The organism is Flavobacterium sinopsychrotolerans (assembly GCF_900110375.1).
In the GTDB taxonomy this organism is placed as follows: Bacteria; Bacteroidota; Bacteroidia; order Flavobacteriales; family Flavobacteriaceae; genus Flavobacterium; species Flavobacterium sinopsychrotolerans.
On record NZ_FODN01000002.1, the window covers coordinates 351,902 to 376,793 of the forward strand.

The window sequence follows — 24,892 nt, forward strand, 5'->3', positions numbered from 1 at the left end:
CTGGTGCAACCTCCCGCATAACGAGAACCAAAACCAATAAAAAAGCCACCAACAACCATCATAAAAAAACCTTTGAGTGTAAATAAACTTTCCCACGAGAATAATTGTTCGGGTAGCATTCCGTAAATTTCTGTCACTCCGTAGCTTGCCAATTCGGTTTTTAGATTTCCATCAATTATAATAGGATTTGGATTTGACAAAAAATTAAAAGCAATCACACCCCCCAATAAAATACCGAAAACGAAAAACATATTCCAGATTTCTTTCTTCCAATCGTATTTGAAAAACTTTATGTTTGCCGGTAAGCACATGGCGCAAGTGTGACGTAATGAGGCGCTAATACCAAATGATTTGTTTCCAATGATTAACAAAGCCGGAACTGTAAGTCCAACTAATGGGCCTGCAATATACCAAGGCCAAGGTTGTTTGATTAATTCTAAAATTTCCATATTTGTTTATTTATTGATGCAAAGGTTATATTTATAAATGAGTAGTTATGTTACTTTTGTCACATAACTCAAAAAGAATTTAAAAAAAATATAATTGCTTTTAGTTTTTAATTCATTAATAATCAGTAATTTACGAATTAAATTAATAGAAGTGTATTAAAATTTAACCAAAAAAAGTATTTGATTTTTCAAATACTTTTAGTAATTATGATAAAAATTTGTATGTAGCTATAGTTTTTTTAATTGCATATTCTTCTGTTTTTATTGAAGTTAAACTTTTTTTTACCTGTATTAAATCACGTTTTCTTAGCGGGATTATTTTTTTAACAACTCATCTAGCTTTTCTCGGAATGAATCACTGTTCCAATTTGCTGTTCCAATTTTAGCTACAATTACATTTCCTGATTGATCAATAAGATACGTGGCTGGAATTGTTGATGATTCCATTTCCAATGGAGGATTGGTAACCGATTGATAGACAGGAAGCGTCAGGTTTTCTTTAATCATAAAAGCATTTGCTTTTTCGAAAGAATCGGTTGTCACAAACAAAAAGACCATTTTATCTTGATAATTAGCATATAATTTTTGAATGCTTGGCATTTCGGCAATACAAGGCGGACACCAAGTTGCCCAGAAATTAATGAATACTATTTTTCCTTTGTATGCTTCCAATGATACAGTTTTTCCTGTTGCATCAAGTAATTGCCATTGATAAGTGGAAAGCATTTTTTGATCTGTTATGGCAATAGTTTTGGTTGAAAAGGCAATTAATCTATTCAGTTGTACTTTTACAAAAGTGCCCACCGGACTAAACAGAAGCAGTGCTATCAATACGATAAAAATAATATTTTGAATAGTAGATTTTTTTGATTTTTTTGGTTCCATTTTTTAATTATTATTTTCTAAAAAGAGATTATTCTCGATTCAATTTTAGCCGTTTATTATTTTACAAAGTGTCTTTCGGCATTCGGATTTCAATAATCAGTGACGATACAATGGTGATAACGCCTATTAAAATAATAGCATAATTTATTCCAAATATATCAGCGGTAATTCCTGAAATAATTGCGCCTATCGCATATCCTAAATCCCTCCAAAGCCGGAATGTACCAATACTTTCGGCTCTCTGATGTGGATTTGTCGCTTGCGCAATGGCTGATAAAAAAGTGGGATAAACTAAAGCCGTTCCCAAACCCAAAAATGCTGAAATGGCGGCCAATTGATAGAATTGTTCCGCAAAAGGAATAAAAAGTATCGCAATTCCCTGCAGTAACATTCCCCAAAATAGCATCTTTTTTTTCGAATAAACATCGGACATTTTTCCGGTTACCAATTGTCCAAAACCCCAAACAGTAGGATAAATAGCAGTTATAATTCCAATATTCTGAGAATCATAATTCAAAGAAAGCAATACAATAGGCAAAAGTCCCCAAATCATACCATCATTCAGGTTATTGACTAGTCCTGCTTGTGTTATAGCGCTTAATGTTTTGTTTTTGAAAGTGGTTTCGAGAAAAATATTATCTAATTTTTCAGTTGTATTGGTCGTGTTTTCTTGGTGTACAAATACTCGGGTATCTTTCACAAAAAATAAAGTCAACAGAAAACCAATTATTGAAATTCCAATTCCCAAGTAAAAAGGGTAGGGTGTTATTCCATATTTTTGGGCGATATAACCCGACAGAAAGGCAACTAATCCAACGGCAAAATAACCGGCAAACTCATTGAGTCCCATTGCCAGTCCGCGATCTTTTTCTCCAACCAAATCAATTTTCATCACCACCGTACTGCTCCAAGTAAGTCCTTGACTTATTCCCAATAAAATATTGGCAAAAATCACCCAGTTCCATGATTCTGCATATATTAAAATAAAGGGAATGGGTATGGCTAGAATCCAACCAAATAAAAGCAAATTTTTTCTGCCAAAGCGGTTCGCCAGTTTGCCCGTAAAGTAATTGGTAATGGCTTTTGCAATTCCAAAGGCAATGATGAAAGAGAGAATAGCCGTTTTTGATGCAATACCAAATTCAATCTCAGCAAATTTTGGAATAATGGTTCGTTCCATTCCTATCATTCCGCCAACAAAAGCATTGACAATAACCAAAATAGTAAATTGTTTCCAATTTTCTTTCAGTCCAAGTTTGGTTGTATTTGTTTTCAATTGCTATTTTTTATGGATTTTAAATTAATAGATGTTAGGGACAAAAAGGATTTACTACTATAATTTGTAATATTCTAACTGGTAGTCACCGATGTGTTTTTTATTTTCTAGTATGGATTTTTTATGCTTGAAATAGTTCACTGTTCCAAAAACAAAAATGACAAATGAAGTGATAAAAAGTGCAATTTCAATGAGTAAACTATTTTCAATTTTTAATAAATTTCTCAAACTCAAACCTGCAATCAAAAAATACATTGACGTTCTCAAAAAGGCAAGAAAAGTAGATTGATTGGCCAACACAGTTCGTTGTAATGCTAATTTCTCTCTTAAAATTAAGTCTTTGTTTGCTGTTTTTTTCTGTTCCATAGTATTTTATTTGTGTGATTAATTGCAAAAGTAGTTCAGTCGTATTTGTTTAATAAAAAAGGTAGAATCAATAACTTTTCTAAAAATACTATCAAATTTACTCTTTATTTAAGTCAATTTGAAAAACCAAATGTTTTAAAGATGTTTTATGAGCCAACTACCAATCAAATCGTCTAAATTTTGATTGCTGAATAAATAAATGTGCAGTTTAAAACAAGTATTATCTTGTTTTAAACTGCACACTATTTTAAAACAAGTATTATCTTGTTTTAAACTGCACACTATTTTAAAACTACCGCTTTTATTTACTGATCGCTTCGTTTACATCTTGCCAAGTACCGCCATTTGTAACGTTTTTGAAACCATTTTGTTCCAAAATCATTTTGGCTTCACCGCTGCGATTCCCGCTTCGGCAGAAAACAATAATTTGTTCTTTTCCTTTGAATTTTTCCAATTGACTCGCTACTTGATCCAAAGGAATATTGGTAGATCCTTTTACATGACCTTCTGCGAATTCTGCTGGTGTGCGAACATCTACAAGGAACGCACCTTCTTTTATTAATTTTTCCATTTGTGTGGTATCTTTTTTTGAAAACATATTTTTAAAAATTCCGAACATAATTGTGGTTTTTAGTATTCAACAGCATTGTTTTGGCTCACCCATTCATTCATTCCAGGAGAATAATTGAGTACATTTTTATATCCGTTTCGCGCTAATAAAGAATAGGCAATTGCCGCTCTGTCCCCGCCTTGGCAATGGATTAATACTTTTTTATCTTTACTTATTTTGTCTAGATTATTTACTAAAGTACCTACAAATACATTGTCGGCTCCTTTGATATGACCTGCATTGTATTCTGCAACACCACGAAGGTCAACCACCTGAACGTCTTTTTCTTGTTGTAAAGCTTTAAATTCTTCTATAGTAATTTGATTCACTTTCTCCAAAGAACTGCCATTTTCTTCCCATATTTTCGTAGAAGGAATGTACCCGTGAATGTTGTCTAATCCGATTCTCATTAGTTTTCTGGTCAAATCATCCAATTGAGATTCATCGGCAAGCAACATAAAAGGTTCTTCATAGGTAAGAAACCATCCTGCCCAAGTGGCAAAAGAATTGTTCCCTTGAATGTTGATGCTTCCCGGAATAAATCCTTTAGAAAACTCCATTTTATCTCTGGCATCAATCAATTTGATTCCTTTGGCTAAAGCTGCTGTTAATTCGTTGTAATCCAATTGTTTTAATTTTGGAACAGCTGTAAGAAGCGGACGATCTACTTTATTTAGTTTTTTCATCATTGCAAAATACTTAGGTGGTTCCGGTTGGTCTTCCAATAAATATTTTACAAATCCAGCTTCATCATTTTTATGTTGAAAAGCCCAGTTTCTTATTTTTTCATAACCTACAGTCGTGCTTGGTACAGCTCCTAATGCTTTTCCACAAGCAGAACCTGCACCATGACCAGGCCAAACTTGAATGTATTCAGGTAATGCATCGAATTTATTAATGGATTGATACATTTGTTTGGCACCAATGTCTTGAGTTCCTTTCATTCCTGCTGCTTTTTCTAGCAAATCAGGTCGTCCTACATCTCCCACAAATACAAAGTCACCGGTGAATAACATTACTGGTTCGTCGCTTGCAGGCGTATCGGTTAGCAGAAAACTGATGCTTTCCGGAGTATGTCCCGGTGTGTGAACTACTTCTATTTTTAAGTTTCCTACTTTTAAAACATCACCATCTTTTATGTCAACATGAGGGAATTCATATTTCCAATCGGGTCCGCCTTCCGCTGAAAGGTACATTTCTGCTCCTGTCAAAGCGGCTAGTTCTCTGGAACCTGCAAGGAAATCAGCATGGATGTGAGTTTCTAAAATATGAGTAATTTTCATATTGTTCTGCTTGGCAATTTCAAGATAGGTATCAACATCCCTTTTAGGATCGATAACTGCGGCTACTCCTGCTTTTTGACAGCCAATAAAATAACTTGCCTGAGCAAGACTCTTGTCGTAAATGTGTTGAAAAAACATATCGTTTATTTTTTAAGTTTCTAATTTATAGGACAAAATTAATGCATGAATTCTTTAAATTTGGTGACTAATGTTACATAGGCATTTATAACGGAATTATTTTAGCGAGAAATGTATGCTAAAAAAGAACAAATAATTCTAAAACCATCTTGTAAGCCGCCTGAAGTAACAATTTTTGAACTTTAAATTAGATTTATTTTTTAATTAAATAAAAGATATTTTTTTAATGTTACATCCATTTTGATAGAAAATCAATCAATTCTTCTCGTAATTCTTTGAATATTTTTTCAAATACAGCGATGCTTTCTCGATGATTTTTATGATCTGAAAATTTAGCATGCTCAATATCATTAACATTCTTGCGGACCGCTGCTTCAAGATACGATTCATGGCTTTTGATATCGTGATTTAAGATGTCAATTTGTTCCTTTTGGATGATTAGCTGATTATTAAAATGGTCAACTAAGGCAAGTACCTCACTCGAAGTATTCTTACTCGCCACCTCCGAAAGTCGGTTTGTCATTATTGAAAGTTCATCTTTGTAAAACAAAAGTTTGTTGAGCCACGTTTTGTGCTCTTCGTGTAATTGATAAATTGTTTTTGTAGTTTCCATTTTCTTGTTTTTAGATTAATTTAATCGGAGTTATTATTTGTTTTAAATTGCTTATCATTAGTTACTTAAAAAATAGTAATTTCTAACAAAATAAAAATGTATGAAATTTGGACAATTCGGGGACAAAGAATAGTTGTCTTAAAACCAATTGAATAGATTAAGTTAATTCTAACTTTTTAAACTACTAATTTAGGGATATTCTTGATATAATAAAAATATAATTACTTTATTTTCAAGTTGTTATAGAAATTATTAATTCTGTTTAGATTTAAAAGCATTATAGTTATTTAGCGCTTCTTCAATTGTTTTTAGATAAATAATACTGCTTTTTTTGCTTTAGCATGAACAGTATTTTAAAATTGTCTTTTTTATAAAATAATTCCATCGGCCATTTCAATAATTCTATCACTGGCTTTTGCAAAATCATTATCGTGGGTCACTGCAAGTACCGTTTGGTTAAACTCAGTTGTCAGATGTTTGAACAAATCAAAAACAATTGCCGCATTTTTACTGTCTAAATTCCCCGTTGGTTCGTCGCCCATAATGATTTTCGGATCGTTTATTAAAGCTCTGGCAATGGCAACGCGCTGTTGTTGTCCACCCGAAAGTTTGGAAGCGGGTTTTAATGCTTGGTCTTTCAAATCTAATTTTTCTAAAATAGAATACGCTCTCGATTCAATTTCTTCTTTGGAATATTTACCTAATTTGAGCGCCGGTATCATCACGTTTTTTAAACTTGAAAATTCAGGTAATAAATAATGGAACTGAAAAACAAAACCTATTTTTTCATTGCGAATAGCAGCTAACTGTTCTTTTGTTTTTAGGGTTAAATTTTCACCGTCTAAAATAATATTCCCTTCATAATCCGTATCCATTGTTGAAAGTAGGTATAATAAAGTCGATTTTCCCGAACCTGATTTTCCTACCATAGTTACAAATTCCCCTTTGTGAATGTCAAAAGAAATATCATTCAATACCTTAAATTTTTCGGGTTCGTAAAAATATTTACTCACTCCTTTTGCTTGTAATAATAGTTCTGATTGTATCATTTTCTAAAAATTGTTATAGGATCTAATTTCGCTGCTTTTCTGGCCGGAATATAACCCGCCAATGTGGTTACGATTAATCCGAATCCTATTCCTAAGCCAAAGAATTTTGGAAAAAACCGAATCGGGAAAAAACCAATATCGCCGCCAACCCACATATTACCCATTACTTTCACTAAAAGCATCGCTAATACCAAACCAAATGCAATCCCAATTAATCCAATAACAATGGCTTCTTTTACAAAAATTCGGATGACATCTTTGCCTGAAAATCCAATCGCTTTGAGAATTGCAATATCATTCAGTTTTTCCATAATGGTCATATTAAGAATATTGTAAATGCCAAAAGCCGCTACCAACATGATCGAAAAGGAAATTGCCATAGCCATCATTTTTCTGATTTTATTCGCTGCCGCTGCCGAAGCGTTGGCTGTTTCCCAATCTTCAACTTCATATCCACTTAACTGTTTGAATTTTGGGATTAGTTTTTTAGCCGTTTCATAATCATTGATATTCACATAAATATCGGTTATGAAACTCGCGCCTTGTTTGTTGAGTTGTTGTGCTGCCGAAATGTTGGTATACGATAGTGTTTTGTCGGTATTTGTAACTCCGGTTTTCAATAATGCAACCACTTTCATCACTTTAGAAACGCCATAAGCTGTAGTCACCGAAATATTATCAGCCAACCGAACATTCAGTTTTTCAGCAATTCCAACTCCTAGAATGATTCCGTTTTGATTGGCTTTTAAGTCGGAATATTTACCTTCAACAATGTATTGTTCCAATTGAAACATCGTGTTTTGCTCCTCGATATTCACTCCGGAGGTTCTCCCAGTTACTTGTGCTTCTCCATTATTGTAAAACACATTTGCCGAAACATTTGGCGTTACGCCGATTACCTCAGGTTGTTTTTTCAGCGCTTCAATGATTAAATTCGGATTGATTAATTTTTTGCTTTCTTTCGTGATTTTAGGATTGGTGAGCAAAGCTAAATCGGTTTTGCTGGTTTTAATTAAGGGCTGGCTGATGTGTTCTTCTTTATAAATGCGTAAATGTGGCGTCGATTTAAATAAACTTTCAACAGAATAGACTTCAAAACCATACATCAGCGAATTCATAAAAATAAAAATGGCAATCCCAACCGTAACTCCTAATGCAGCGACCATCGTCTGTTTCTTTTTGGAAATCAAATGGATAAAAGCAATTTCAGAATTGATATTGTGTTTGTAATTTTTCATCAGTACAGTTCTTTTAATACGATTTGATTTTCTTTTAAACCCGCTAGTATTTCAACATAATCAGAGGAAACAATCCCTGTTTTTACTGCTATTGGTTTTCTGTCTTCATCCAAAACTTTGTTACCATAACCCAAAAAACTTCTTGGAATAACTAAGGCATTTTGCTTTTTATTTACAAAAATATTAGCTTCTAATTGGGTTCCGGAAATGGCAAAATCCATAGGTTCTGTTAAAATGGCTTTTATGATAAAAGATTGCGACTGCTCATCAAAAGTGGGCAGTATTTCTGAAATAACGCCTTTGTAGGTTTTGTCGCTGTTTACGTTCAGTTTTATCACGATTTGCTGGTTCAGTTTTATCTTTCCCATATTGCTTTCATCGATATTCAAATTGGCGTAAATTTTCTGGTTGTTGGCAATCACCGCAATAATATCGCCTTTACGGACATAGTCGCCCACTTGCTTTTTCTGTTTGTAAATTTTGCCGTTTACCAATGCTTTTACTTAATTAAAATCCTGAAGAACCAGACTGTTTTCCAGTTGTTGGTTTTGAACAATTACTTGCTGATTGGCTTGAACCAAAAGATTTTGATATTGTTGTTCCAATGCCGAGACTGAAGCTCTCGAATTGCTCACGGCAATCAAAATATTTTCGTATTCAACCTTAGCAATGCTGTTGCTTTCAACGAGTTTTTTATATCGAACAGCCAACAATTCATCTTGCTGCAGTTTTAATTTTGCTGCGTTTAAATTGGCTTTTGATTGTTGTAAAAGTGGCGCATTGGAGCCTGTATTTGCTTTTGCGATTTGCAACAATTTGGAACCACTTTTAGTATTGATACTACTTTGCGGATTGTCGATTACCGCTAAAATTTTTCCAACAGCCACTTCATCGCCTTCATTAAAATTGATTTTGGTGATGTATCCTTCGGTTTGCGCCATCAAATTGTATTCGTCATCGGCTTTTAAAGTTCCTGATGCAAAGACCATTTCGGTGATGTTTTTGCGTTCTACTTTGGTTTCTTCCGTTTTTTTACCACAGGAAAAAAGCAGTACGAGTGATGCTAAAATTAGTGTGCTTTTTACTATTGTTTTCATTATTGAATGGTGTTGTTGAGGTTGATTTTAGTGGTCAAATAGGAAATATTGGTGGCTATCACTTTTAGATTAAGTTCGGCATTTAATTTATCATTAAAAGAAATCATTAAATTATCAAGCGAAATCAAATCCTGATGGTATATTTCTAAATTTTTAGTGTAAGTGTCAATTTTCAGTGCAGCAATTTTTTGGTTAATCACATAACTGTCAACTGCTTTTTGATACTCTAATTTCAACTGTTGGTTTTGATTGTTTTCCTGACGCAAATTGTGTTTGGCATTTTCTTCGGCAATCGCAGCACTTGTTTTTAAATTTCTTTTTTGCAGATATTTAGAAGCGTCCGGCAGTGCATAATTCAATCGAAGTCCGACATAAGAGGCTTGAAACGTATTTGAATTTGGATTAAAAAAGCCGGCATTACTATTGTCTTGATACATCCAGTTTCCAACTAATGAAAGTGTTGGAAAAAAAGAGGAATTGAAACTTTTCAATTCTTGATTGGAAACCTCTTGGAGCAACTTGCTCTGTTGACTCAATAAAGTATTGGTAACATCCAAAACAGTATTTTCTGTTGCATTTTCTTGTGTATCACTTATTTCTAAAACAGTTATAATTGGAATATCGCAGGCTGTTTTCAAAATGTTATTCTGTTGGAGTAGGATAGTAGCCAGTTGTGTTTCTTTATCCTCAATTTGCAATACATTTGCCATGGCTTGATTCAAATCTTGTTGCCTGGCCAGACCTTCTTTTTGTTTGTTGGAAACAATGTCTTCAATCTTTTTAGTATTCGAATAATTAGCATGCAATACTTCAATTTGTTTTTGAATGGAAACTATGTTGTAATAGGTCGTTGCTATGGTCTCAAAAAGATTTTTCTTGACTAATAAAGTAGTTGTAACGGCATAATTTTCATTGATTTTGGACGCTTTTATTTTCTGCCAAGCGGGAATATTTATCAGATCAATTTGGGGAGTAATAGCAATAGTACTGATGAATTGTTGTCCAAATTGTGTTTCTTTGAAAGTACCAGGAACCCCGCCAAAGATTTGTGCCGGCAAATAATTTGTTGGCAGCTGTAAATTATCAGTAGCCGAGGCTGTGGCATTTCCTCGTGGATTAAACGCATTTATTTTTGAAATTAAAGTTTGGTACTTTGACAATGCCACTTGTTCGTTAGAAATTTTAAGTACTGCCGCATTTTTTTCGGCGTAAAGCAAAACGGCATCAATGCTGTTAAAGGATAGTTTTTCCTGAGCTTGCAACTCAAAACTGAGCAGCATCAGCAATAAAATTCGGAATGTATTTTTCATTTTAAATGGATTAATGTTAGCATAGCTTGTATCATTTTATTTCCTTCGATTTCAATGTCAAATTGGAATTCGGCCATGCGCCATTTGTACATTTGGAGTCGGAAAGTTCCCATTACGATATGTGTTAAATCATCTGCAGAAATGGAATTGGTGAAAATACCTGATTGTTGACCTTCAATCAGTAGTGGTTTTAGATGTTTGATTTTTACAGTCATTATTTTATAAATCATTTCGTTGATGCGCTGACTCTCTTCCATTAAACCATCAGAAAAAACGGCGACAACAAAGTGTGGATTATGTTTAAAAAACGAATACTGATTCTGAAATAATCGGACAAACTGCTCTTTTTGGTTTTCATTTATTGAACGAGATGCTGTTAATCTTTCGTCCATATTGGTAGCCAGAAAATCAAGCAATGCATAGATAATTTCCTCTTTACTTTCAAAATGCCTGTAAATTGCACTTTCAGAGAATTGCATGGCTGCAGCCAATTTTTTAATGGTTAAGCCACTAACACCGGACGAAGTGAGAATGTTTCCGGTGGCTTTGATTATCTCCAGTTGTTTGTCTGACATTTTCATTTTAAATTGGTTTTAATACAAGTAAGTGAATGTTCACTCTGTAAATTTCCGAAGACTAATTCCTTTATAGTGTGATAATTGTCACATAAGCCAAAATAAAAAATTCCCTTTCAGTTTAACTTGAAAGGGAATGTTAGAGAGTTTGTATTTAATTAATAATCAAAAGATTAATTGTAGTATTCAAGGTTTTATTTTAGAAAAAGCTCTTTGGTTATAATGTAGATTCCCATCACCAAAACAAACCAACCAAATGCGGGTTTCAGTTTATCTCCATTAATTTTTTTTGATAACGCAGTGCCAATAAAAATTCCAATTATTGCAAATGTTGAAATGGTAAAGAGAAATTGCCAATCGATAACACTTTCTCCACCTTCTCCAAAGAAACCTATCAAAGATTTAGCTGCAATAATCACTAACGATGTTCCTACGGCTTCTTTCATAGGAAGTTTGCTTAAAATAACCAAAGCAGGAATAATTAAGAAACCACCTCCAGCTCCCACAAGTCCAGTGATAATTCCCACAAGTGCACCCTCTATAAGTATAAGCGGGTAATTGAACTTTTGTTTATGTGGCTCTTCAGAAGTAGTTTTTGGATCTTTTTTAATCATGCTATAAGAGGCAATAATCATTATTATAGCGAAAAGCAGCATTAAAAAAAGGTCTTTAGTCAGAATAAAATTTCCTATAGAAAATAGCTCTTTAGGAATTGCAGGTACTATTAAAGCCCTTGTTGTAAAAACGGCAATGATGGATGGAATACCAAAAACAATAGCCGTTTTGATGTTCACCAACCCTTTTTTAAAATACCCTACAGTACCTACGGCACTCGTTAAACCAACAATGAATAATGAATAAGCTGTTGCGATTACTGGTTCTATTGCAAATAAATAAACTAAAACGGGTACGGTAAGAATACTGCCACCCCCACCAATTAGTCCTAATGCTACACCAATAAGTATTGATGCAAAATAACCGATATATTCCATAATTGTAAATTTTATGATGCAAATATTGTCAGTTTAAATTATAACTACAGTAACATTTATCACACAGAGGATTTTTTTTTCAAAATTTAAAAATGATTTCGGAGTAATTTTAATAATCCGTTTTTGTTTCTTCATTGGAGAAAAACCGAAATACCATGATTTAGTTTTGCTATTCAAAGTTAAAAGAATATTGTTGAAATTATTACCAATCGATTCAAATTATACTCATGAATAGGAGTCGTCCCTTACTAAGTTATAAATAAAATTCAAGTAATTCTTTTTTTAATAATACAATCTAAAATCGAGCAGTTTACAAAGTGCATAGTATTTTTGATGTAATTCCTCGACAATTTCTACAACATTATCTTGTTCTTCAAATAAGCTAAAGAAAGCTTTGTCAAGATTACTGCTGGTTAATTTATTGAATGCCGCTCCATAACCGGAAATCGCACGTGCTCCTGTAATATCTAAAAAGTATTGCGCCTCTTCTTCGCTTAAGTCTAATACCTTTGCATTTGCGAAATGCAAAATTTTCCCTTTCATTTTTCCTTCAAAAAGTTCAGCTATTTCTTCTAAACTATAGTAATATTCATTGAGGCAAATGTTGTTTCCTTCACCTTGCATTACTAAGTATATTATTTCATAATTGTTAAAATTATGGTCCTCGTAGAGTAATGCATTTAAACTTTCTTCTAATCCTTCAATAGTATCGCACGTTTTATAAATACTTGTAATACCTTGTTCAAAGGCTAATTGTTCTAAGTTTTTGACGACTTCAGTAGTGGTTACAGTTTCTGCATCGGGAACTGCTTCGAGGCAGAAAATAAATGTATCAGAATCCATGAAATTTAGTTTATATAAATAATTTAGTGTACCAATTGTAATTAATTCAGGCTTGGTGATTGTGGTATTTTGATCTTATTTTTCTTAGTCATTAACAAATATAAGGTGAAACCGCCTAAAACTACCAATAGAGCAATCTGAAGTTCCCCTAAAGTAGTGTTGCCTTTATGCAAGGAATTTGAGTTTGATAATTTTGATTTGCCTTCATCGATTTGAATCTGTGAAAGTAGTTCCAGCGTTTGTAAAGCCTGATTACAGGAGTACGATACTTGATTCCAATTATTCTTTTTGGATTGTTTATTAATAACGTTACAAGAAGTTAGAAATGTAACAAAGGATGTTTTTTCTTTGGGAGTTAAAACGGTTTCTAAATATAATTTATTAATATTTTGAATATTTTTTAATGCATTCGTAATCTGATTCTTTTTTATGGTATCATTTAGTCCAATTTGTACTGCGTTTGCTTTTATGAAATGAAGTTGATTTGCATATTGAAAGATGTAGTAGCCCACAACTAATCGGTCATTATAGATTGCATTGATATTCTCATTTGACTTTTTGGAATTTTGTAGCGTATTGAAATTACTCAACAGTACAATAAGCATTACAATTAGTAAAATAAAACCGGCTTTTGTTTTATTACTATACTTTTTTAGGTCTTTCATCTTAAAGGCTTTTATGACTTTGCAATATAAGGTATTGTCTTGAATTTATTTCAGTAACATAAAAGATTATCCAATTCTAATACTATCCAAAAAGACTAATCGATAAATATCGTTTTATGAACTATAATTCAGTTTACATACAACTTAATGAAAGCATCCTGAATGTGCAAAATAATACTTAAAATTAAGCAGTATAGTGATTATAATAGAGCATACAAAAGGCAGAAATGACCCTGCTATTGGAACGGCAAGAATGCAGTACACTTCTCATGTATTTTGTAGTATTATTTTTGTTTGTCCTTATCCTTTTTATTATTGATGTTTTAAATACTAAAAACAATAGAGAAATATGCATCAATGATCTGTAAAGCATCTGTTGTAGAACTCGAAATATTTCTAAGGAAAATACTTCCATCGCTGTTGGACCTAATTTTGGACAAGTCATAAGTAATGATTAGCTGAAGAAACAAGAGACAACTTCAAAAACAAAAGTTTTTAGTAATCAATTTATTTTAAAATTGGGGAATTACTTTGTTTCTAAATTAAATGGTCAGTTTGACAGTTTTGAACCTGTGTGACATTAGTTACTGTTTGCGTATTTTCTGATATTTATCTTTACTGCATCAATTTAGAGAAAACTATTATGAAGCAAATAAACACATTACTACTCTTAGGAATTCTTTCCTTTTCTGCTGTAGGATTTAGTCAGGATACCTTGACTATTTCTAAAAAAGAAATTTGGCAAAAAGCGTCCGATAAGAACCTGCAAATAAAAATGACTAATCAGGATTTCAAATCGGCAGAAGCAGATTATAGACAATCTAATGCATTGTTTTCACCAAGTATTTCCGCTTCGCATACCGCAATTTCAACCACCAATCCGTTGATGGCTTTTGGCTCCAAATTGAATCAGGAAATTTTAACAGCCGCAGATTTCAATCCTGCTTTATTGAATAATCCAGCCAAAACACAAAACTTCGCTACCAAAATTGAAGTTTTACAGCCTTTGATTAATGTGGATGGATTTTACGGAAGACAAGCGGCCAAATCTAAAATGGAAGCGTTTCAATTACAAACGGAGCGAACCAAAGAATACCTGAAACTAGAAGTCAATAAAGCGTTCATGCAATTGCAATTGGGTTACAAAGCGGTAAAAGTTTTAGAAAAAGCTAATGCTACGGTTGATGCCAATTTGAAACTGATTGAAAATTATTTCAAACAAGGTATTCTGCAAAAAACCGATTTACTTTCGGTTCAAGTACGTGTCAATGAAATCAAAAATCAATTGCAATATGCCAAAAGTAATGTACAGAACGCATCGGATTATTTGGGTTTTCTTCTAAATGAAGACACGACGAATAAAGTCTACAAACCTATCGAAGCTTTAGAAAACAGCATTGTTGTTGAGACTATTAATACCACACTTTCGACCTCTAGAAAAGACATTCAAGCTATGGATAAATCATCCGAAGCCTACGCAAAAATGCTGCAGTCCACCAAAATGAATTTCCTGCCTAGATTGAATGCTTTTGGAAGTTACGAATGGTATGATGATACTTTATTTGGCACGAATGCCAAAGGGTATTTAGTTGGTGCGCAAGTATCATGGGCTGTATTTGATGGGTACAAATCCATTGGAAAAATGGAAAAAGCAAAAGCCGATTTCCAGAAATCAGAAATAGAAAACCAACAATACAAAGCACAAAGCCAATTGGATTTGAATAAAGCCAATCGCCAGTTGAAAGATGCGGAGAACAAAGTAAACCTATCCAAATTAATTTTGGAACAATCACAAGAAGCGTATAGAATCCGAAGCAATCGCTTTACCCAAGGACTCGAAAAAACAACTGATTTATTGCAATCAGAAACCCAAATGTTCCAAAAGGAATTGGAATTCCTGCAAGCTGTTTTTGAGTACAATTTTACACAGGAATATGTACAGTTTTTAACGAAGTAAGAGTTAAAAATAGAAGAAAGAACAAAGAAGAAAGACATAAAATAATCAATCTAGAAATCATGAAAAAAATAATAACACTCGTTTCGCTATCCCTTTTTATTTTAACTTCTTGCAACGGAGAAAAGAAAGAAGCTTTATCAAAAGAGCCGGCTATTGCAGTAAAAATAAGCGGTATTTCGGCTAATACCAATAGTCCTTTTGTAACAGCAAGCGGAAAAATTGAAGCCGAAAACAGTGCCAATCTAAGTACGAGAATGATGGGTTATGTGACTAAAATCCATGTAGAAGTGGGTCAAAAAGTAGGTGTCGGACAATTATTGGTCAGCATCAACAACACCGATTTAAAAGCTAAAAAAGCACAAGTAGATGCCAGTATTCTTCAAGCGACTGCAGGTTATAATAACGCAAAAAAAGACTACGATCGATTCGTGAATTTATTCAAACAACAAAGTGCTTCGCAAAAAGAATTAGATGATATGACGGCCCGTTACGAAATGGCAAAAGCCGGTTTAGAAGGTGTCAAACAAATGCGAAACGAAGTAATGGCGCAGTTTTCTTATTCGAATATTACGGCTCCATTTTCAGGAACAGTGACCAATACTTTTGTAAAAGAAGGCGATATGGCAAACCCTGGAATGCCTTTAGTAAGCGTAGAAGGAGCTTCGAGATTGCAAGTTACCGCGATGGTTTCGGAAAATGATATTGCTTCCATCAAAAAGGGAATGCCGGTGCATGTTTTGGTAAAATCCTCGAATACAAAACTAACAGGAAAAGTGAACGAAGTGAGTATTTCGGCAACGAACACTGGAGGACAATATTTCGTAAAAATCAATTTAGATAAAACCGACAGTTCGGTCCTTTCAGGAATGTTTGTCAACGTTCAATTTCCTATTGAAAATAAAACAGAAGCCATTCAAACGGATCGAATATTAGTTCCTAAAACAGCTTTGGTGCAACAAGGACAATTGACTGGAATTTATACCATTGGCGAAGGAAATATAGCCATTTTAAGATGGTTGCGAACGGGTAAAAACTTTGGGAATCAAGTAGAAGTATTATCTGGATTAGCATCAAATGAGCAATATATTATTTCGGCAGATGGGAAATTATATAATGGAGCTTTAGTTCGTATACAGTAATGAGTGTTCAGGTTGCAGTCGCAGTAATCAGTAATTAAGAAATAGTGTTCAGTTTTGGGGAACAACCTAAAACTTTAAACTTTAAACAAAAAATAAAATGCAAGAAGGTATTTCAGGTAAAATAGCCCATTTTTTCATCAATTCGAAACTAACTATTTTGTTGATGGTGGCTTTGATGATTATTGGCGTGTACAGTTCGTTTTTGATTCCTAGGGAAGAAGAACCACAGATTAATGTGCCGATGGCTGACGTTATGGTGGGTTATCCGGGAGCAAGTCCTACAGAAGTAGAAAGCCGTGTGGCAAAACCATTAGAGAAAATTATTTCGAATATCAAAGGCGTTGAACACGTGCATACGATGGCGATGAATGGCCAAGCCATGTTGATTGTCCAGTTTTATGTAGGTCAGGATGTGGAGCGTTCGTATGTGAAATTATATGACGAATTGGCGAAACACGAGGATATGTTTCCGCAGGGCGTTTATAAACCGATGGTAAAAACGCGTTCTATTGATGATGTTCCTATGTTAGGAATTACGCTTTGGAGCGAAAAACAAGATGATTTTCAGTTGCGCCAAATTGCCGAAGAAGTGACTTCGGAAATTGAAAAAGTAAAAGACGTTGCCATTACCAAAGAAATTGGTGGCAGTAATCGCGAACTAAAAGTGATTCTAGACAAAGATAAAATGGCCGAAAATGGCGTGGATGCTTTGGGTATTATGCAAATGATTCAAGCCAATAACGGCAGTTCACAATCAGGGATTTTTGTACAAAATGACCAAGAATATCTGGTTACAACCGGACAATTTTTATCGAATGCGGAAGATGTAGAAAACTTGGTTGTTGGCGTTAATAAAAACATGCCGGTTTATTTAAAACAGGTCGCAAAAGTTCAAGACGGGCCTTCTACCGCTAGAAGTTATGTGTCTTTTGGGTATGGAAAAGCCAATGAAAAATTCAAAACTGCCAAATCAGAATATCCAGCTGTAACCATTTCTATTGGAAAAGTAAAAGGTGCCGATGCCATGAAGATTTCCGAAAAGATTTTGGAAAAAATAGAACATTTAAAACACTCTATTATAACCGACGATGTTCATGTGGAAGTAACCCGAAATTATGGAGAAACCGCATCTGACAAAGTAGGCGAATTGTTATTGCACTTAGGAATTGCCATTATAGCCGTTACGGTTTTAGTAATGCTGGCCATGGGATGGCGCGGTGGATTAGTGGTATTCTTTTCCGTTCCCTTAACCTTTGCTTTGACCTTGTTTGCTTATTATTTATTGGGATATACCTTAAATAGAATTACGCTTTTTGCCTTGGTTTTTGTAGTCGGAATTGTGGTGGACGACAGTATTATCATTGCCGAAAACATGCACCGACATTTCAAAATGAAGCGACTGCCGTTTAAACAAGCGGCGATTTATGCGATAAACGAAGTAGGAAACCCAACAATTTCAGCAACATTTACGGTTATTGCGGCTATTTTGCCAATGGCTTTCGTATCCGGAATGATGGGGCCTTATATGAGTCCGATGCCTATTGGTGCTTCGATTGCGATGATTCTCTCTTTGTTCGTGGCTTTGACGGTGACACCTTATTTGGGGTATCATTTGCTTCAGGAAAAAGACGAGCAGGAACACAAACATGCCGAAGGAATGGAAACCAGCCGCATTTATAAATTATACAACAAACTGGAGCGACCGTTCTTAGAAAGCAGTTCTAAAAGAAGAATTCTTTTGGCGGTTACTGTGGTGTTGTTATCTGGTTCGGTATTAATGTTTTTTACGAAATCAGTAGTGGTAAAAATGCTGCCTTTCGACAATAAAAATGAATTTCAAGTTGTAATTGATATGCCCGAAGGAACAACTCTGGAACGAACTTCAGCTGTGTCCAAAGAAATTGCACAGTATTTATCGACCAAACCAGAAGTGGTGAACTACCAAAATTATATTGGAACATCGGCTCCTATTACGTTTAACGGATTAGTGCGCCATTACGATATGCGTGGCGGAAGCAATATGGCGGATATTCAAGTAAACCTATTACACAAAGAAGAGCGTGATTTGCAAAGTCATGATATTGCCAAAGCGATGCGTCCTGAAATTCAGAAAATTGCCAAAAAATATGGAGCAAATGTGAAATTGATTGAAGTGCCACCAGGACCTCCTGTATTATCAACATTAGTAGCTGAAATTTATGGTCCAAATTATGAAGACCAAATAAAAGTAGCCAAACAAGTGAAAACGATTTTGGAAAACACTTCAGATATTGTGGATATTGATTGGATGGTTGAGGACAATCAAACGGAATATAAACTGGAAATCGACAAAGAGAAAGCCATGTTGAACGGTATTGCACCACAACAAGTCGTTGGAAATTTGACGTATTTATTGAAAGAATATCCGGTTTCGAATTTGTATGATGAGAATTCTAATGATAATGTAGGAATCGTTCTTTCGCTTGACGATAAAGACAAAACGAGTTTACAAGACATTCAAAACCTTAAAATCAAGGGAAGCCAAGGCAATATGATTCCGGTGAGTGATTTAGTAAAAGTAGTTCGCGATACGTTACAAAAAACCATTTACAGAAAAGACCAAAAACGCGTGGTGTATGTAACTGCTGATATGGCTGGAGCGCTGGAAAGTCCTGTATATGCTATTTTAGGAATGAACGAGAAATTGTCTAAAATGAAGGTGCCAGCTGGTTACAAAGTAAACGAACTGTATATGGAACAACCAACGGATGAAAGTGATTTTACCGTTAAATGGGATGGCGAATGGCAAATCACTTTGGAAGTTTTCCGTGATTTAGGAGTAGCGTTTATGGTGGTTATTGTTATTATTTATATGTTGATTGTGGGCTGGTTCCAAAACTTCAAAACACCAATGGTGATGATGTTGGCGATTCCGCTTTCGTTAATTGGGATTGTATTGGGGCACTGGGTATTGAACGCTTATTTTACAGCTACTTCTTTTATTGGTATGATTGCTTTGGCTGGTGTAATGGTTCGAAACTCAGTTTTGTTGATTGACTTTATAGAAATCCGACTAAACGATGGCGTGCCATTAAAACAAGCTATTATTGAAGCTGGAGCCGTTCGAACCACTCCGATTCTATTAACCACTGGAGCCGTTGTTATTGGAGCTTCTATCATTTTGTTTGACCCAATTTTCCAAGGATTGGCAATTTCATTGGTAGCCGGTGCAATTGTTTCCACCGTATTGACCTTGCTTGTTGTGCCTTTGATTTATTACATCACTGAAAGAAAAAAATGGGAATCATCCACAAATGAAGCCGATGAAAAAAAAATCTAATTCCTAACTTAGAACTAAATATCTCATGAAACTACTCATCATAACCGCCATTTCAGCATTTGAAAAAGACATCAAAAAAATATTGAAACAAGCTGAAGTAAAAACCTTTAGTTACAAAGAAGTAAAAGGATATAAAGACATTTCGGAAGAAGCTGTAGAAAACAATTGGTTTGCCAGCGAAATAAACGAAACCGAATCCATTCTTTTTTATGCTTTTGTAAAAAAGGAAAATGTAGATCCATTATTCGATTTAGTTTCTTCCTTTAACAGTAAACAAGAAACGGTATCGCATATTCACATCGCTGTTTTGAACATCGAAAAATCAAATTAATTAATAAACTACAAATATGAAAAATAGAATTGTAAGAGGTGTTGCTGGAATTTTTATACTAATAAGTTTACTTTTGGCTATATATGTCAATCAAAATTGGTTGTGGTTTACAGCTTTTGTTGGTGCTAATTTGATGCAATCTTCTATTACTAAATGGTGCTTGATGGATACTATTTTAGAAAAATTAGAAGTAAAAGATTAATAAGCAATTCAATCAATATAAAAAATTGAAGATCAGACTGAACCAAAAAAGATTGGACAAAATTATAATTAATTTTAAACAAAATGAGCTTGATATTGCATCGGGCTCATTTTGTTTAAAATTGGATGGATTCAAAGATAATGGATGTGATTTTTCAATTATTACAAATTTATTTTTGATTACTTTACCGCCGTACCGTCTTTCATTTCTTCTGAAGCTACTTTTACCAGTATCGAATTTTCAGGAATATTTCCAAAAATTTCAACACGGTTTTTCAATTCTCGGCCTTTCTGAACGGCTGTTCTTTTCATTTTATTATTCTCTACTATAAATACATAGACACCATCACTGGAAGTCACCACAGCTGATTTGGGTACTACATAATTGTTGTCTTTTGATTTTAAGGGCAAAAGTACTTCGGCAACCATTCCCGGCAATAGTTTTTTAGAGGTATTCAAAACATCCAATTCTACACGTTCGGATCGAAGCCTGCTGTCTAAAGCGCCGGACATACGGGCTATTTTTGCATGGAAGGTCTCGTTATTAATAGATTTTACATTAAAAATCAATTCATCACCAACAGTCAGATAGCCGGTATAAATTTCAGGTACATAGACCGATAAACGCAATTTATTCTGTTGCTGAAGCGTAAACAAAGGGAATTCCGATCCTTTTCCCGAAGATCCAACAAAGGTTCCCAGATTTACATTTCTGGCTGTGATGATTCCGTCAAAAGGCGCACGGATTACTAGGTAGCTTTTCATAATCGTAATTTCTTTATAAGCCGCTTGGCTTGCCTGATATTGTGCATAATCGGAATTTTTACGGGCAGCAGCCTGTTCCAGATCATTTTTGGAAATCGTTCCTTCTATTTTGCTGGTTTCAAAAAGCCTGTCGAAAGTGCTTTTGCTGGCAGTATAAATAGCTTTTTGCGAAAGCTGTCTGGATTGTGCTGCCGCCAATTGCGAACTGATTTCTGGCGCTTCTAAAATGAGGAGTAATTGTCCTTTTTTAACCTGAGAACCAATATCAACTTTGAGTTCTTTGACAAAACTGCTCACTTTGGCATAAATATCCACTTGCTGAAAACCCGTCAGTTCGGCCGGAATGCGGAGTTCAGTAGCTAATTTTTCTTTACTGATGGTAAAGGTTTCGATAACCGGAGCGGTTTCTATAGCTGCAATTTCTTTCTTTTCAGAAGTATTGCAGGCAGTTAAAACAGTGGCTAGGACTACAAACAGAAACGATTTTTTGAATAATTTATTTTTCATTTTGAGGGTGTAAAGATGAGATATAATGTTGGCTTTCCTTGTCTTCTGGATCTAAGGATAAAGAGTGTACCGGAGTTTTACCCATTGCCCAGGCGAAAATGAGCGGTAATACAAGAAGTACAGTAAAGGTTGAAAATACCAATCCGCCAATCACGGCTCTTCCTAGCGGGGAAATCTGATCGCCGCCTTCTCCATGTCCGATTGCCATCGGGAGCATTCCGGCAATCATGGCAATACTGGTCATAATAATGGGACGCAGTCTCAACGAAGCGGCCTCACGTGCCGATTGTAACGCATTACCGTTGTGTTTTCGCAGCTGTTCTGCATTGGTAATGATCAGAACGGCATTGGCAATAGAAACACCCACCGACATGATAATTCCCATGTACGATTGCAAATTCAAAGTAGAACCTGTAATCACAAGTAGCAATAAGGAACCTAAAACAACGGCGGGAACCGTGGTTAAGATGACCAATGAAATTTTGAAAGACTGGAAATTTGCAGCAAGCATCAGGAAAATAACCATTACGGCAATCAATAAACCAGTCTGCAGACTGCTCATAGTTTCCTTTAAAACGGTGCTTAAACCAATTTGCTCTATGAACAATCCTCTGGGAAGTTCCCCAAGAGAGTCAATGCTTTGCTGAACAGCTTTGGAAGCGGTTCCCAAATCAACATGATCCATATTTGCTGTCACTGAAATATAAGGCATGGCACCAATATTGTCGTTTTCCCCATAGGTAAAAGAAGGGGTAATCGTGGCTACATCACTTAAAACCGGACGGGATGCATTTTTAAGTAACGGAATTTCTTTCAGATCATTTTCACTTTTCATTTTGTTTAAAGGCACCTGAACCTGAACGTTATAGGAGAATCCAGCTTTTTCATCTACCCAGATATTCTTTTCGGTATATTGGGACGAAGAAGTGGAAGCAATCAGGGAACGCGAAATGTCGTTCATGTCAATTCCTAATTGAGCGGCACGAGTTCTGTCAATAGTAATGTCCAGCGCTGGATATTTTATGGGCTGGGCAATCTGAATATCTCTCAAATAGTCAATTTTATTCAGTTTTGCGATGAGTTTCTTGGCATAGGCTTCATTTCGCTTTTTATTTTTTCCGGCTATCCTGATTTCAATTGGAGTAGGGGAACCCTGGTTCAGCACTTTGTCCGTCAGTTCGATGGGTTCGAAAGAAATTTTGACATCGGGAAGTATTTTTTTAATTCGTTGGCGAAATTCATCTTTGAAAACATCCATATCCACATGATAGTCTTTCAATCCAATTTGGAAAACCGCCTCATGAGGTCCGGCAGTAAACAAATAGATGGGTGAAACGGAAAATATGGCTGGATGCTGACCCACATAAACGGAGGATATCGCAACATGTTCTTTGCCAATCATTTTTTCCAGTTCGTTGAGTACCATTATTGCTTTATCTTCGGTACTTTCCAAACGGGTTCCGTCCGGCGCCCGCAGTCTCAATTGGAATTGACTTGAATTGACTTTTGGGAATACATCCTGCCCGATAGTATTTAACAGCAGTAATACCAAACCGGCCGATAGGAAAAGATATACCAGTGTAACCGGTTTTTTATAGTCAAAAAGCCGATTGATGAATCGCATGTATCGGTTTCTGAATCGTTCAAAAAAGTTGATTTTGCCGTCATTGTTAAAATCGGCTCTTTGAACCAAGATTTTTTTCTGGTCAAAAGTGTCTTCCTCGGATTCTATAGTCAGTCCGGATGCATTAAACTCCGCTTCGTCATCGGTAATATTCGACGAATGCTCTTTTTTTGGATGCGCTTTCATCAGCCAGTTGGCCATCACCGGAACAAAGGTTTGCGAAAGTAAAAAGGATATAATCATTGAAAATCCAATCGCTAAAGCCAACGGAAGAAATAAGGCACCGGGAATTCCGGTCATCGTAAATGCAGGTGCAAAAACGGCCAAAATACACAGCAGGATCAGCAACTTGGGCAAGGCTATTTCTTTACAGGCATCCCAAATAGCCAAGGCCTTGGGTTTGCCCATATCCAAATGTTGATGGATATTCTCGATGGTTACCGTACTTTCATCTACCAGGATTCCAATAGCAAGAGCCAGACCGCTTAAAGACATCAGATTGATGGTTTGTCCGAATAGTTTTAAGAATAACACACCCGAAATAATCGCAATGGGTATGGTAAGTATCACAATCAATGCTGCTATTCGATCACCAAGGAACAATAAAACCATCAGCCCTGTAAGAACGGCACCGATTATTCCTTCGATAATTAAACTTTTCAAGGAATTAATCACATGAACCGACTGGTCAAATTCATACGATAGTGTGACATCATCGGGTAAAGTACTCTGGATTTTTGGGAGATGTGCTTTTAATTTTTGGACTACATCCCAAGTCGATGCATCGCCGGCCTTCGCAATACTTATGTAAACGGAGCGCTTTCCATTGACCAAAGCGTAGCCGGCAGTAATATCGGCGCCATCTTTCACTTGCGCCACATCACCAAGATATAAATTCTGGACACCGCCTTTGAATAAAGGTATTTTTTCAAAATCCTTCACTTCTTTAATGGTACTGTTCGTAGGAATGATGTAGTTGATATCCCCAATTCTCAGGTTTCCTGAAGGAGCCGTCTTATTATTGGTACGGATGGCTTCCACAATTTGATCGGCTGTCAACTGATGCGCACGAAGCAAATCGGGATCTACATTAATTTCAATAGTTCTGGGGCTTCCGCCAAAAGGGGGTGGCGACAACAATCCCGGAATAGCCGTGAACGAAGCCCGTACATATACGTTAGCCAAATCCTGCAGTTCATTATTGGAACGGGTTTTACTGCTCAAAACCAATTGACCGATGGGCAACGAGGAAGCATCAAACCGAATGATAAACGGAGGCTGGGAACCCGGAGGAAATCGGGACTGGATTCTGTTGGACAGCGCACTGATTTCAGAAGCGGCCTGAGCCATATTTGTGCCTTCATAATAAGTCACTTTCATCAGCGTGAGCCCCTGAATATTCTTGGTCTCGATATCTTTTACACCATTGGCTAAAATCATTACATTGACATAGTTTTTGGCAAAATAGGATTCCATCTGATTGGGCGTGTAACCCGCAAAGGAGTGGGCCAAATAGATAACGGGAAGATTCATTTCGGGCAGAATATCCACTTTGATATCACGGACGGCACCAATTCCGAAAAAGAATAATCCGGCAACCAGCACCATTATCGAGATGGGTTTGCGAAGGGCAAAACGTATTAAATTCATTGTTTTAAAT

General features: G+C 35.4%; 23 protein-coding genes. 5 read left to right on the plus strand and 18 right to left on the minus strand.

What is annotated here, in order from left to right; genetic code table 11:
* The 16 genes from BMX64_RS05780 to BMX64_RS05850 form a co-directional block, all read right to left on the minus strand.
* Positions 1–443 (minus strand): YeeE/YedE family protein (locus tag BMX64_RS05780; protein WP_091169038.1); only part of this gene is annotated, 443 nt, incomplete at its 3' end.
* 321 nt (positions 444–764) lie between these two features.
* Positions 765–1,334 carry a TlpA family protein disulfide reductase gene (locus tag BMX64_RS05785; protein ID WP_091168245.1) on the minus strand — a complete coding sequence of 190 codons (570 nt, stop codon included), beginning with the start codon at positions 1,332–1,334 and terminating at the stop codon, positions 765–767.
* A 61-nt stretch (positions 1,335–1,395) separates the two neighbouring features.
* Positions 1,396–2,610 (minus strand): MFS transporter, encoded by a 1,215-nt coding sequence (locus tag BMX64_RS05790; RefSeq protein WP_091168248.1) that lies wholly within the window; start codon positions 2,608–2,610, stop codon positions 1,396–1,398.
* A gap of 57 nt (positions 2,611–2,667) precedes the next feature.
* Entirely contained in the window at positions 2,668–2,976 is a 309-nt protein-coding gene (locus tag BMX64_RS05795) for a DUF202 domain-containing protein (protein ID WP_091168252.1), read from the minus strand.
* Positions 2,977–3,277: 301 nt separating this feature from the next.
* Positions 3,278–3,595: a rhodanese-like domain-containing protein gene (locus BMX64_RS05800; RefSeq protein WP_091168254.1), complete on the minus strand. Its 318-nt coding sequence runs from the start codon at positions 3,593–3,595 to the stop codon at positions 3,278–3,280.
* Between the two features lie 11 nt (positions 3,596–3,606).
* Complete coding sequence (locus BMX64_RS05805) at positions 3,607–5,007, minus strand: MBL fold metallo-hydrolase (RefSeq protein ID WP_091168257.1); 1,401 nt, start codon at positions 5,005–5,007, stop codon at positions 3,607–3,609.
* Between the two features lie 229 nt (positions 5,008–5,236).
* Positions 5,237–5,620, minus strand: a complete 384-nt coding sequence (locus BMX64_RS05810; protein WP_091168261.1) for a hypothetical protein — start codon at positions 5,618–5,620, stop codon at positions 5,237–5,239.
* A 368-nt stretch (positions 5,621–5,988) separates the two neighbouring features.
* The gene (locus BMX64_RS05815) at positions 5,989–6,669 is read right to left on the minus strand and encodes an ABC transporter ATP-binding protein (protein ID WP_091168265.1); all 681 of its coding nucleotides are present in this window, start codon (positions 6,667–6,669) and stop codon (positions 5,989–5,991) included.
* The gene (locus BMX64_RS05820; protein WP_072944098.1) at positions 6,666–7,907 is read right to left on the minus strand and encodes an ABC transporter permease; all 1,242 of its coding nucleotides are present in this window, start codon (positions 7,905–7,907) and stop codon (positions 6,666–6,668) included. Before BMX64_RS05820 ends, BMX64_RS05815 begins: the two co-directional genes overlap by 4 nt.
* Positions 7,907–8,401: an efflux RND transporter periplasmic adaptor subunit gene (locus BMX64_RS15655; RefSeq protein WP_167543026.1), complete on the minus strand. Its 495-nt coding sequence runs from the start codon at positions 8,399–8,401 to the stop codon at positions 7,907–7,909. Before BMX64_RS15655 ends, BMX64_RS05820 begins: the two co-directional genes overlap by 1 nt.
* A 9-nt stretch (positions 8,402–8,410) precedes the next feature.
* Positions 8,411–9,004, minus strand: a complete 594-nt coding sequence (locus tag BMX64_RS15660; protein WP_167543027.1) for an efflux RND transporter periplasmic adaptor subunit — start codon at positions 9,002–9,004, stop codon at positions 8,411–8,413.
* The gene (locus BMX64_RS05830) at positions 9,004–10,314 is read right to left on the minus strand and encodes a TolC family protein (RefSeq protein ID WP_091168269.1); all 1,311 of its coding nucleotides are present in this window, start codon (positions 10,312–10,314) and stop codon (positions 9,004–9,006) included. Before BMX64_RS05830 ends, BMX64_RS15660 begins: the two co-directional genes overlap by 1 nt.
* Positions 10,311–10,895, minus strand: coding sequence for a TetR/AcrR family transcriptional regulator (locus BMX64_RS05835; protein ID WP_091168272.1), 585 nt, complete (start codon positions 10,893–10,895; stop codon positions 10,311–10,313). Before BMX64_RS05835 ends, BMX64_RS05830 begins: the two co-directional genes overlap by 4 nt.
* Before the next feature lie 188 nt (positions 10,896–11,083).
* Positions 11,084–11,881 (minus strand): sulfite exporter TauE/SafE family protein, encoded by a 798-nt coding sequence (locus BMX64_RS05840; protein ID WP_091168279.1) that lies wholly within the window; start codon positions 11,879–11,881, stop codon positions 11,084–11,086.
* A 282-nt stretch (positions 11,882–12,163) separates the two neighbouring features.
* The gene (locus BMX64_RS05845; RefSeq protein ID WP_091168282.1) at positions 12,164–12,724 is read right to left on the minus strand and encodes a DUF6642 family protein; all 561 of its coding nucleotides are present in this window, start codon (positions 12,722–12,724) and stop codon (positions 12,164–12,166) included.
* Positions 12,725–12,765: 41 nt separating this feature from the next.
* On the minus strand, positions 12,766–13,389 hold the full coding sequence (locus BMX64_RS05850) for an MCP four helix bundle domain-containing protein (RefSeq protein WP_091168285.1): 624 nt from the start codon (positions 13,387–13,389) through the stop codon (positions 12,766–12,768).
* Between the two features lie 643 nt (positions 13,390–14,032).
* On the opposite strand from BMX64_RS05850, the gene BMX64_RS05855 reads away from it, so the two are divergent.
* The 5 genes from BMX64_RS05855 to BMX64_RS05875 all read left to right on the plus strand — a co-directional run bounded on the left by BMX64_RS05855 (position 14,033) and on the right by BMX64_RS05875 (position 20,337).
* On the plus strand, positions 14,033–15,346 hold the full coding sequence (locus BMX64_RS05855; protein ID WP_091168287.1) for a TolC family protein: 1,314 nt from the start codon (positions 14,033–14,035) through the stop codon (positions 15,344–15,346).
* Between the two features lie 59 nt (positions 15,347–15,405).
* Complete coding sequence (locus BMX64_RS05860; protein ID WP_091168290.1) at positions 15,406–16,485, plus strand: efflux RND transporter periplasmic adaptor subunit; 1,080 nt, start codon at positions 15,406–15,408, stop codon at positions 16,483–16,485.
* Positions 16,486–16,582: 97 nt separating this feature from the next.
* Positions 16,583–19,804 (plus strand): efflux RND transporter permease subunit, encoded by a 3,222-nt coding sequence (locus BMX64_RS05865; RefSeq protein ID WP_091168293.1) that lies wholly within the window; start codon positions 16,583–16,585, stop codon positions 19,802–19,804.
* Positions 19,805–19,829: 25 nt separating this feature from the next.
* The gene (locus BMX64_RS05870; protein WP_091168296.1) at positions 19,830–20,135 is read left to right on the plus strand and encodes a hypothetical protein; all 306 of its coding nucleotides are present in this window, start codon (positions 19,830–19,832) and stop codon (positions 20,133–20,135) included.
* 16 nt (positions 20,136–20,151) lie between these two features.
* The gene (locus BMX64_RS05875; RefSeq protein WP_091168299.1) at positions 20,152–20,337 is read left to right on the plus strand and encodes a YgaP family membrane protein; all 186 of its coding nucleotides are present in this window, start codon (positions 20,152–20,154) and stop codon (positions 20,335–20,337) included.
* Between the two features lie 179 nt (positions 20,338–20,516).
* Here BMX64_RS05875 and BMX64_RS05880 read toward each other — a convergent pair whose 3' ends face one another.
* Together BMX64_RS05880 and BMX64_RS05885 are read right to left on the minus strand one after the other, a co-directional pair.
* Positions 20,517–21,608: an efflux RND transporter periplasmic adaptor subunit gene (locus BMX64_RS05880; protein WP_091168308.1), complete on the minus strand. Its 1,092-nt coding sequence runs from the start codon at positions 21,606–21,608 to the stop codon at positions 20,517–20,519.
* Entirely contained in the window at positions 21,598–24,882 is a 3,285-nt protein-coding gene (locus tag BMX64_RS05885; RefSeq protein WP_091168310.1) for an efflux RND transporter permease subunit, read from the minus strand. The genes BMX64_RS05880 and BMX64_RS05885 overlap by 11 nt, the downstream gene beginning before the upstream one ends.
* Positions 24,883–24,892 lie beyond the last annotated feature (10 nt).

Excerpts from the sequence above, each read along its gene's own strand:
- BMX64_RS05785 (WP_091168245.1), bottom strand. The coding sequence starts at position 1,334 with ATGGAACCAAAAAAATCAAAAAAATCTACTATTCAAAATATTATTTTT.
- BMX64_RS05795 (WP_091168252.1), bottom strand. The coding sequence starts at position 2,976 with ATGGAACAGAAAAAAACAGCAAACAAAGACTTAATTTTAAGAGAGAAA.
- BMX64_RS05800 (WP_091168254.1), bottom strand. The coding sequence starts at position 3,595 with ATGTTCGGAATTTTTAAAAATATGTTTTCAAAAAAAGATACCACACAA.
- BMX64_RS05805 (WP_091168257.1), bottom strand. The coding sequence starts at position 5,007 with ATGTTTTTTCAACACATTTACGACAAGAGTCTTGCTCAGGCAAGTTAT.
- BMX64_RS05810 (WP_091168261.1), bottom strand. The coding sequence starts at position 5,620 with ATGGAAACTACAAAAACAATTTATCAATTACACGAAGAGCACAAAACG.
- BMX64_RS05815 (WP_091168265.1), bottom strand. The coding sequence starts at position 6,669 with ATGATACAATCAGAACTATTATTACAAGCAAAAGGAGTGAGTAAATAT.
- BMX64_RS05820 (WP_072944098.1), bottom strand. The coding sequence starts at position 7,907 with ATGAAAAATTACAAACACAATATCAATTCTGAAATTGCTTTTATCCAT.
- BMX64_RS15660 (WP_167543027.1), bottom strand. The coding sequence starts at position 9,004 with ATGAAAACAATAGTAAAAAGCACACTAATTTTAGCATCACTCGTACTG.
- BMX64_RS05830 (WP_091168269.1), bottom strand. The coding sequence starts at position 10,314 with ATGAAAAATACATTCCGAATTTTATTGCTGATGCTGCTCAGTTTTGAG.
- BMX64_RS05835 (WP_091168272.1), bottom strand. The coding sequence starts at position 10,895 with ATGAAAATGTCAGACAAACAACTGGAGATAATCAAAGCCACCGGAAAC.
- BMX64_RS05840 (WP_091168279.1), bottom strand. The coding sequence starts at position 11,881 with ATGGAATATATCGGTTATTTTGCATCAATACTTATTGGTGTAGCATTA.
- BMX64_RS05845 (WP_091168282.1), bottom strand. The coding sequence starts at position 12,724 with ATGGATTCTGATACATTTATTTTCTGCCTCGAAGCAGTTCCCGATGCA.
- BMX64_RS05850 (WP_091168285.1), bottom strand. The coding sequence starts at position 13,389 with ATGAAAGACCTAAAAAAGTATAGTAATAAAACAAAAGCCGGTTTTATT.
- BMX64_RS05855 (WP_091168287.1), top strand. The coding sequence starts at position 14,033 with ATGAAGCAAATAAACACATTACTACTCTTAGGAATTCTTTCCTTTTCT.
- BMX64_RS05860 (WP_091168290.1), top strand. The coding sequence starts at position 15,406 with ATGAAAAAAATAATAACACTCGTTTCGCTATCCCTTTTTATTTTAACT.
- BMX64_RS05865 (WP_091168293.1), top strand. The coding sequence starts at position 16,583 with ATGCAAGAAGGTATTTCAGGTAAAATAGCCCATTTTTTCATCAATTCG.
- BMX64_RS05870 (WP_091168296.1), top strand. The coding sequence starts at position 19,830 with ATGAAACTACTCATCATAACCGCCATTTCAGCATTTGAAAAAGACATC.
- BMX64_RS05875 (WP_091168299.1), top strand. The coding sequence starts at position 20,152 with ATGAAAAATAGAATTGTAAGAGGTGTTGCTGGAATTTTTATACTAATA.
- BMX64_RS05880 (WP_091168308.1), bottom strand. The coding sequence starts at position 21,608 with ATGAAAAATAAATTATTCAAAAAATCGTTTCTGTTTGTAGTCCTAGCC.
- BMX64_RS05885 (WP_091168310.1), bottom strand. The coding sequence starts at position 24,882 with ATGAATTTAATACGTTTTGCCCTTCGCAAACCCATCTCGATAATGGTG.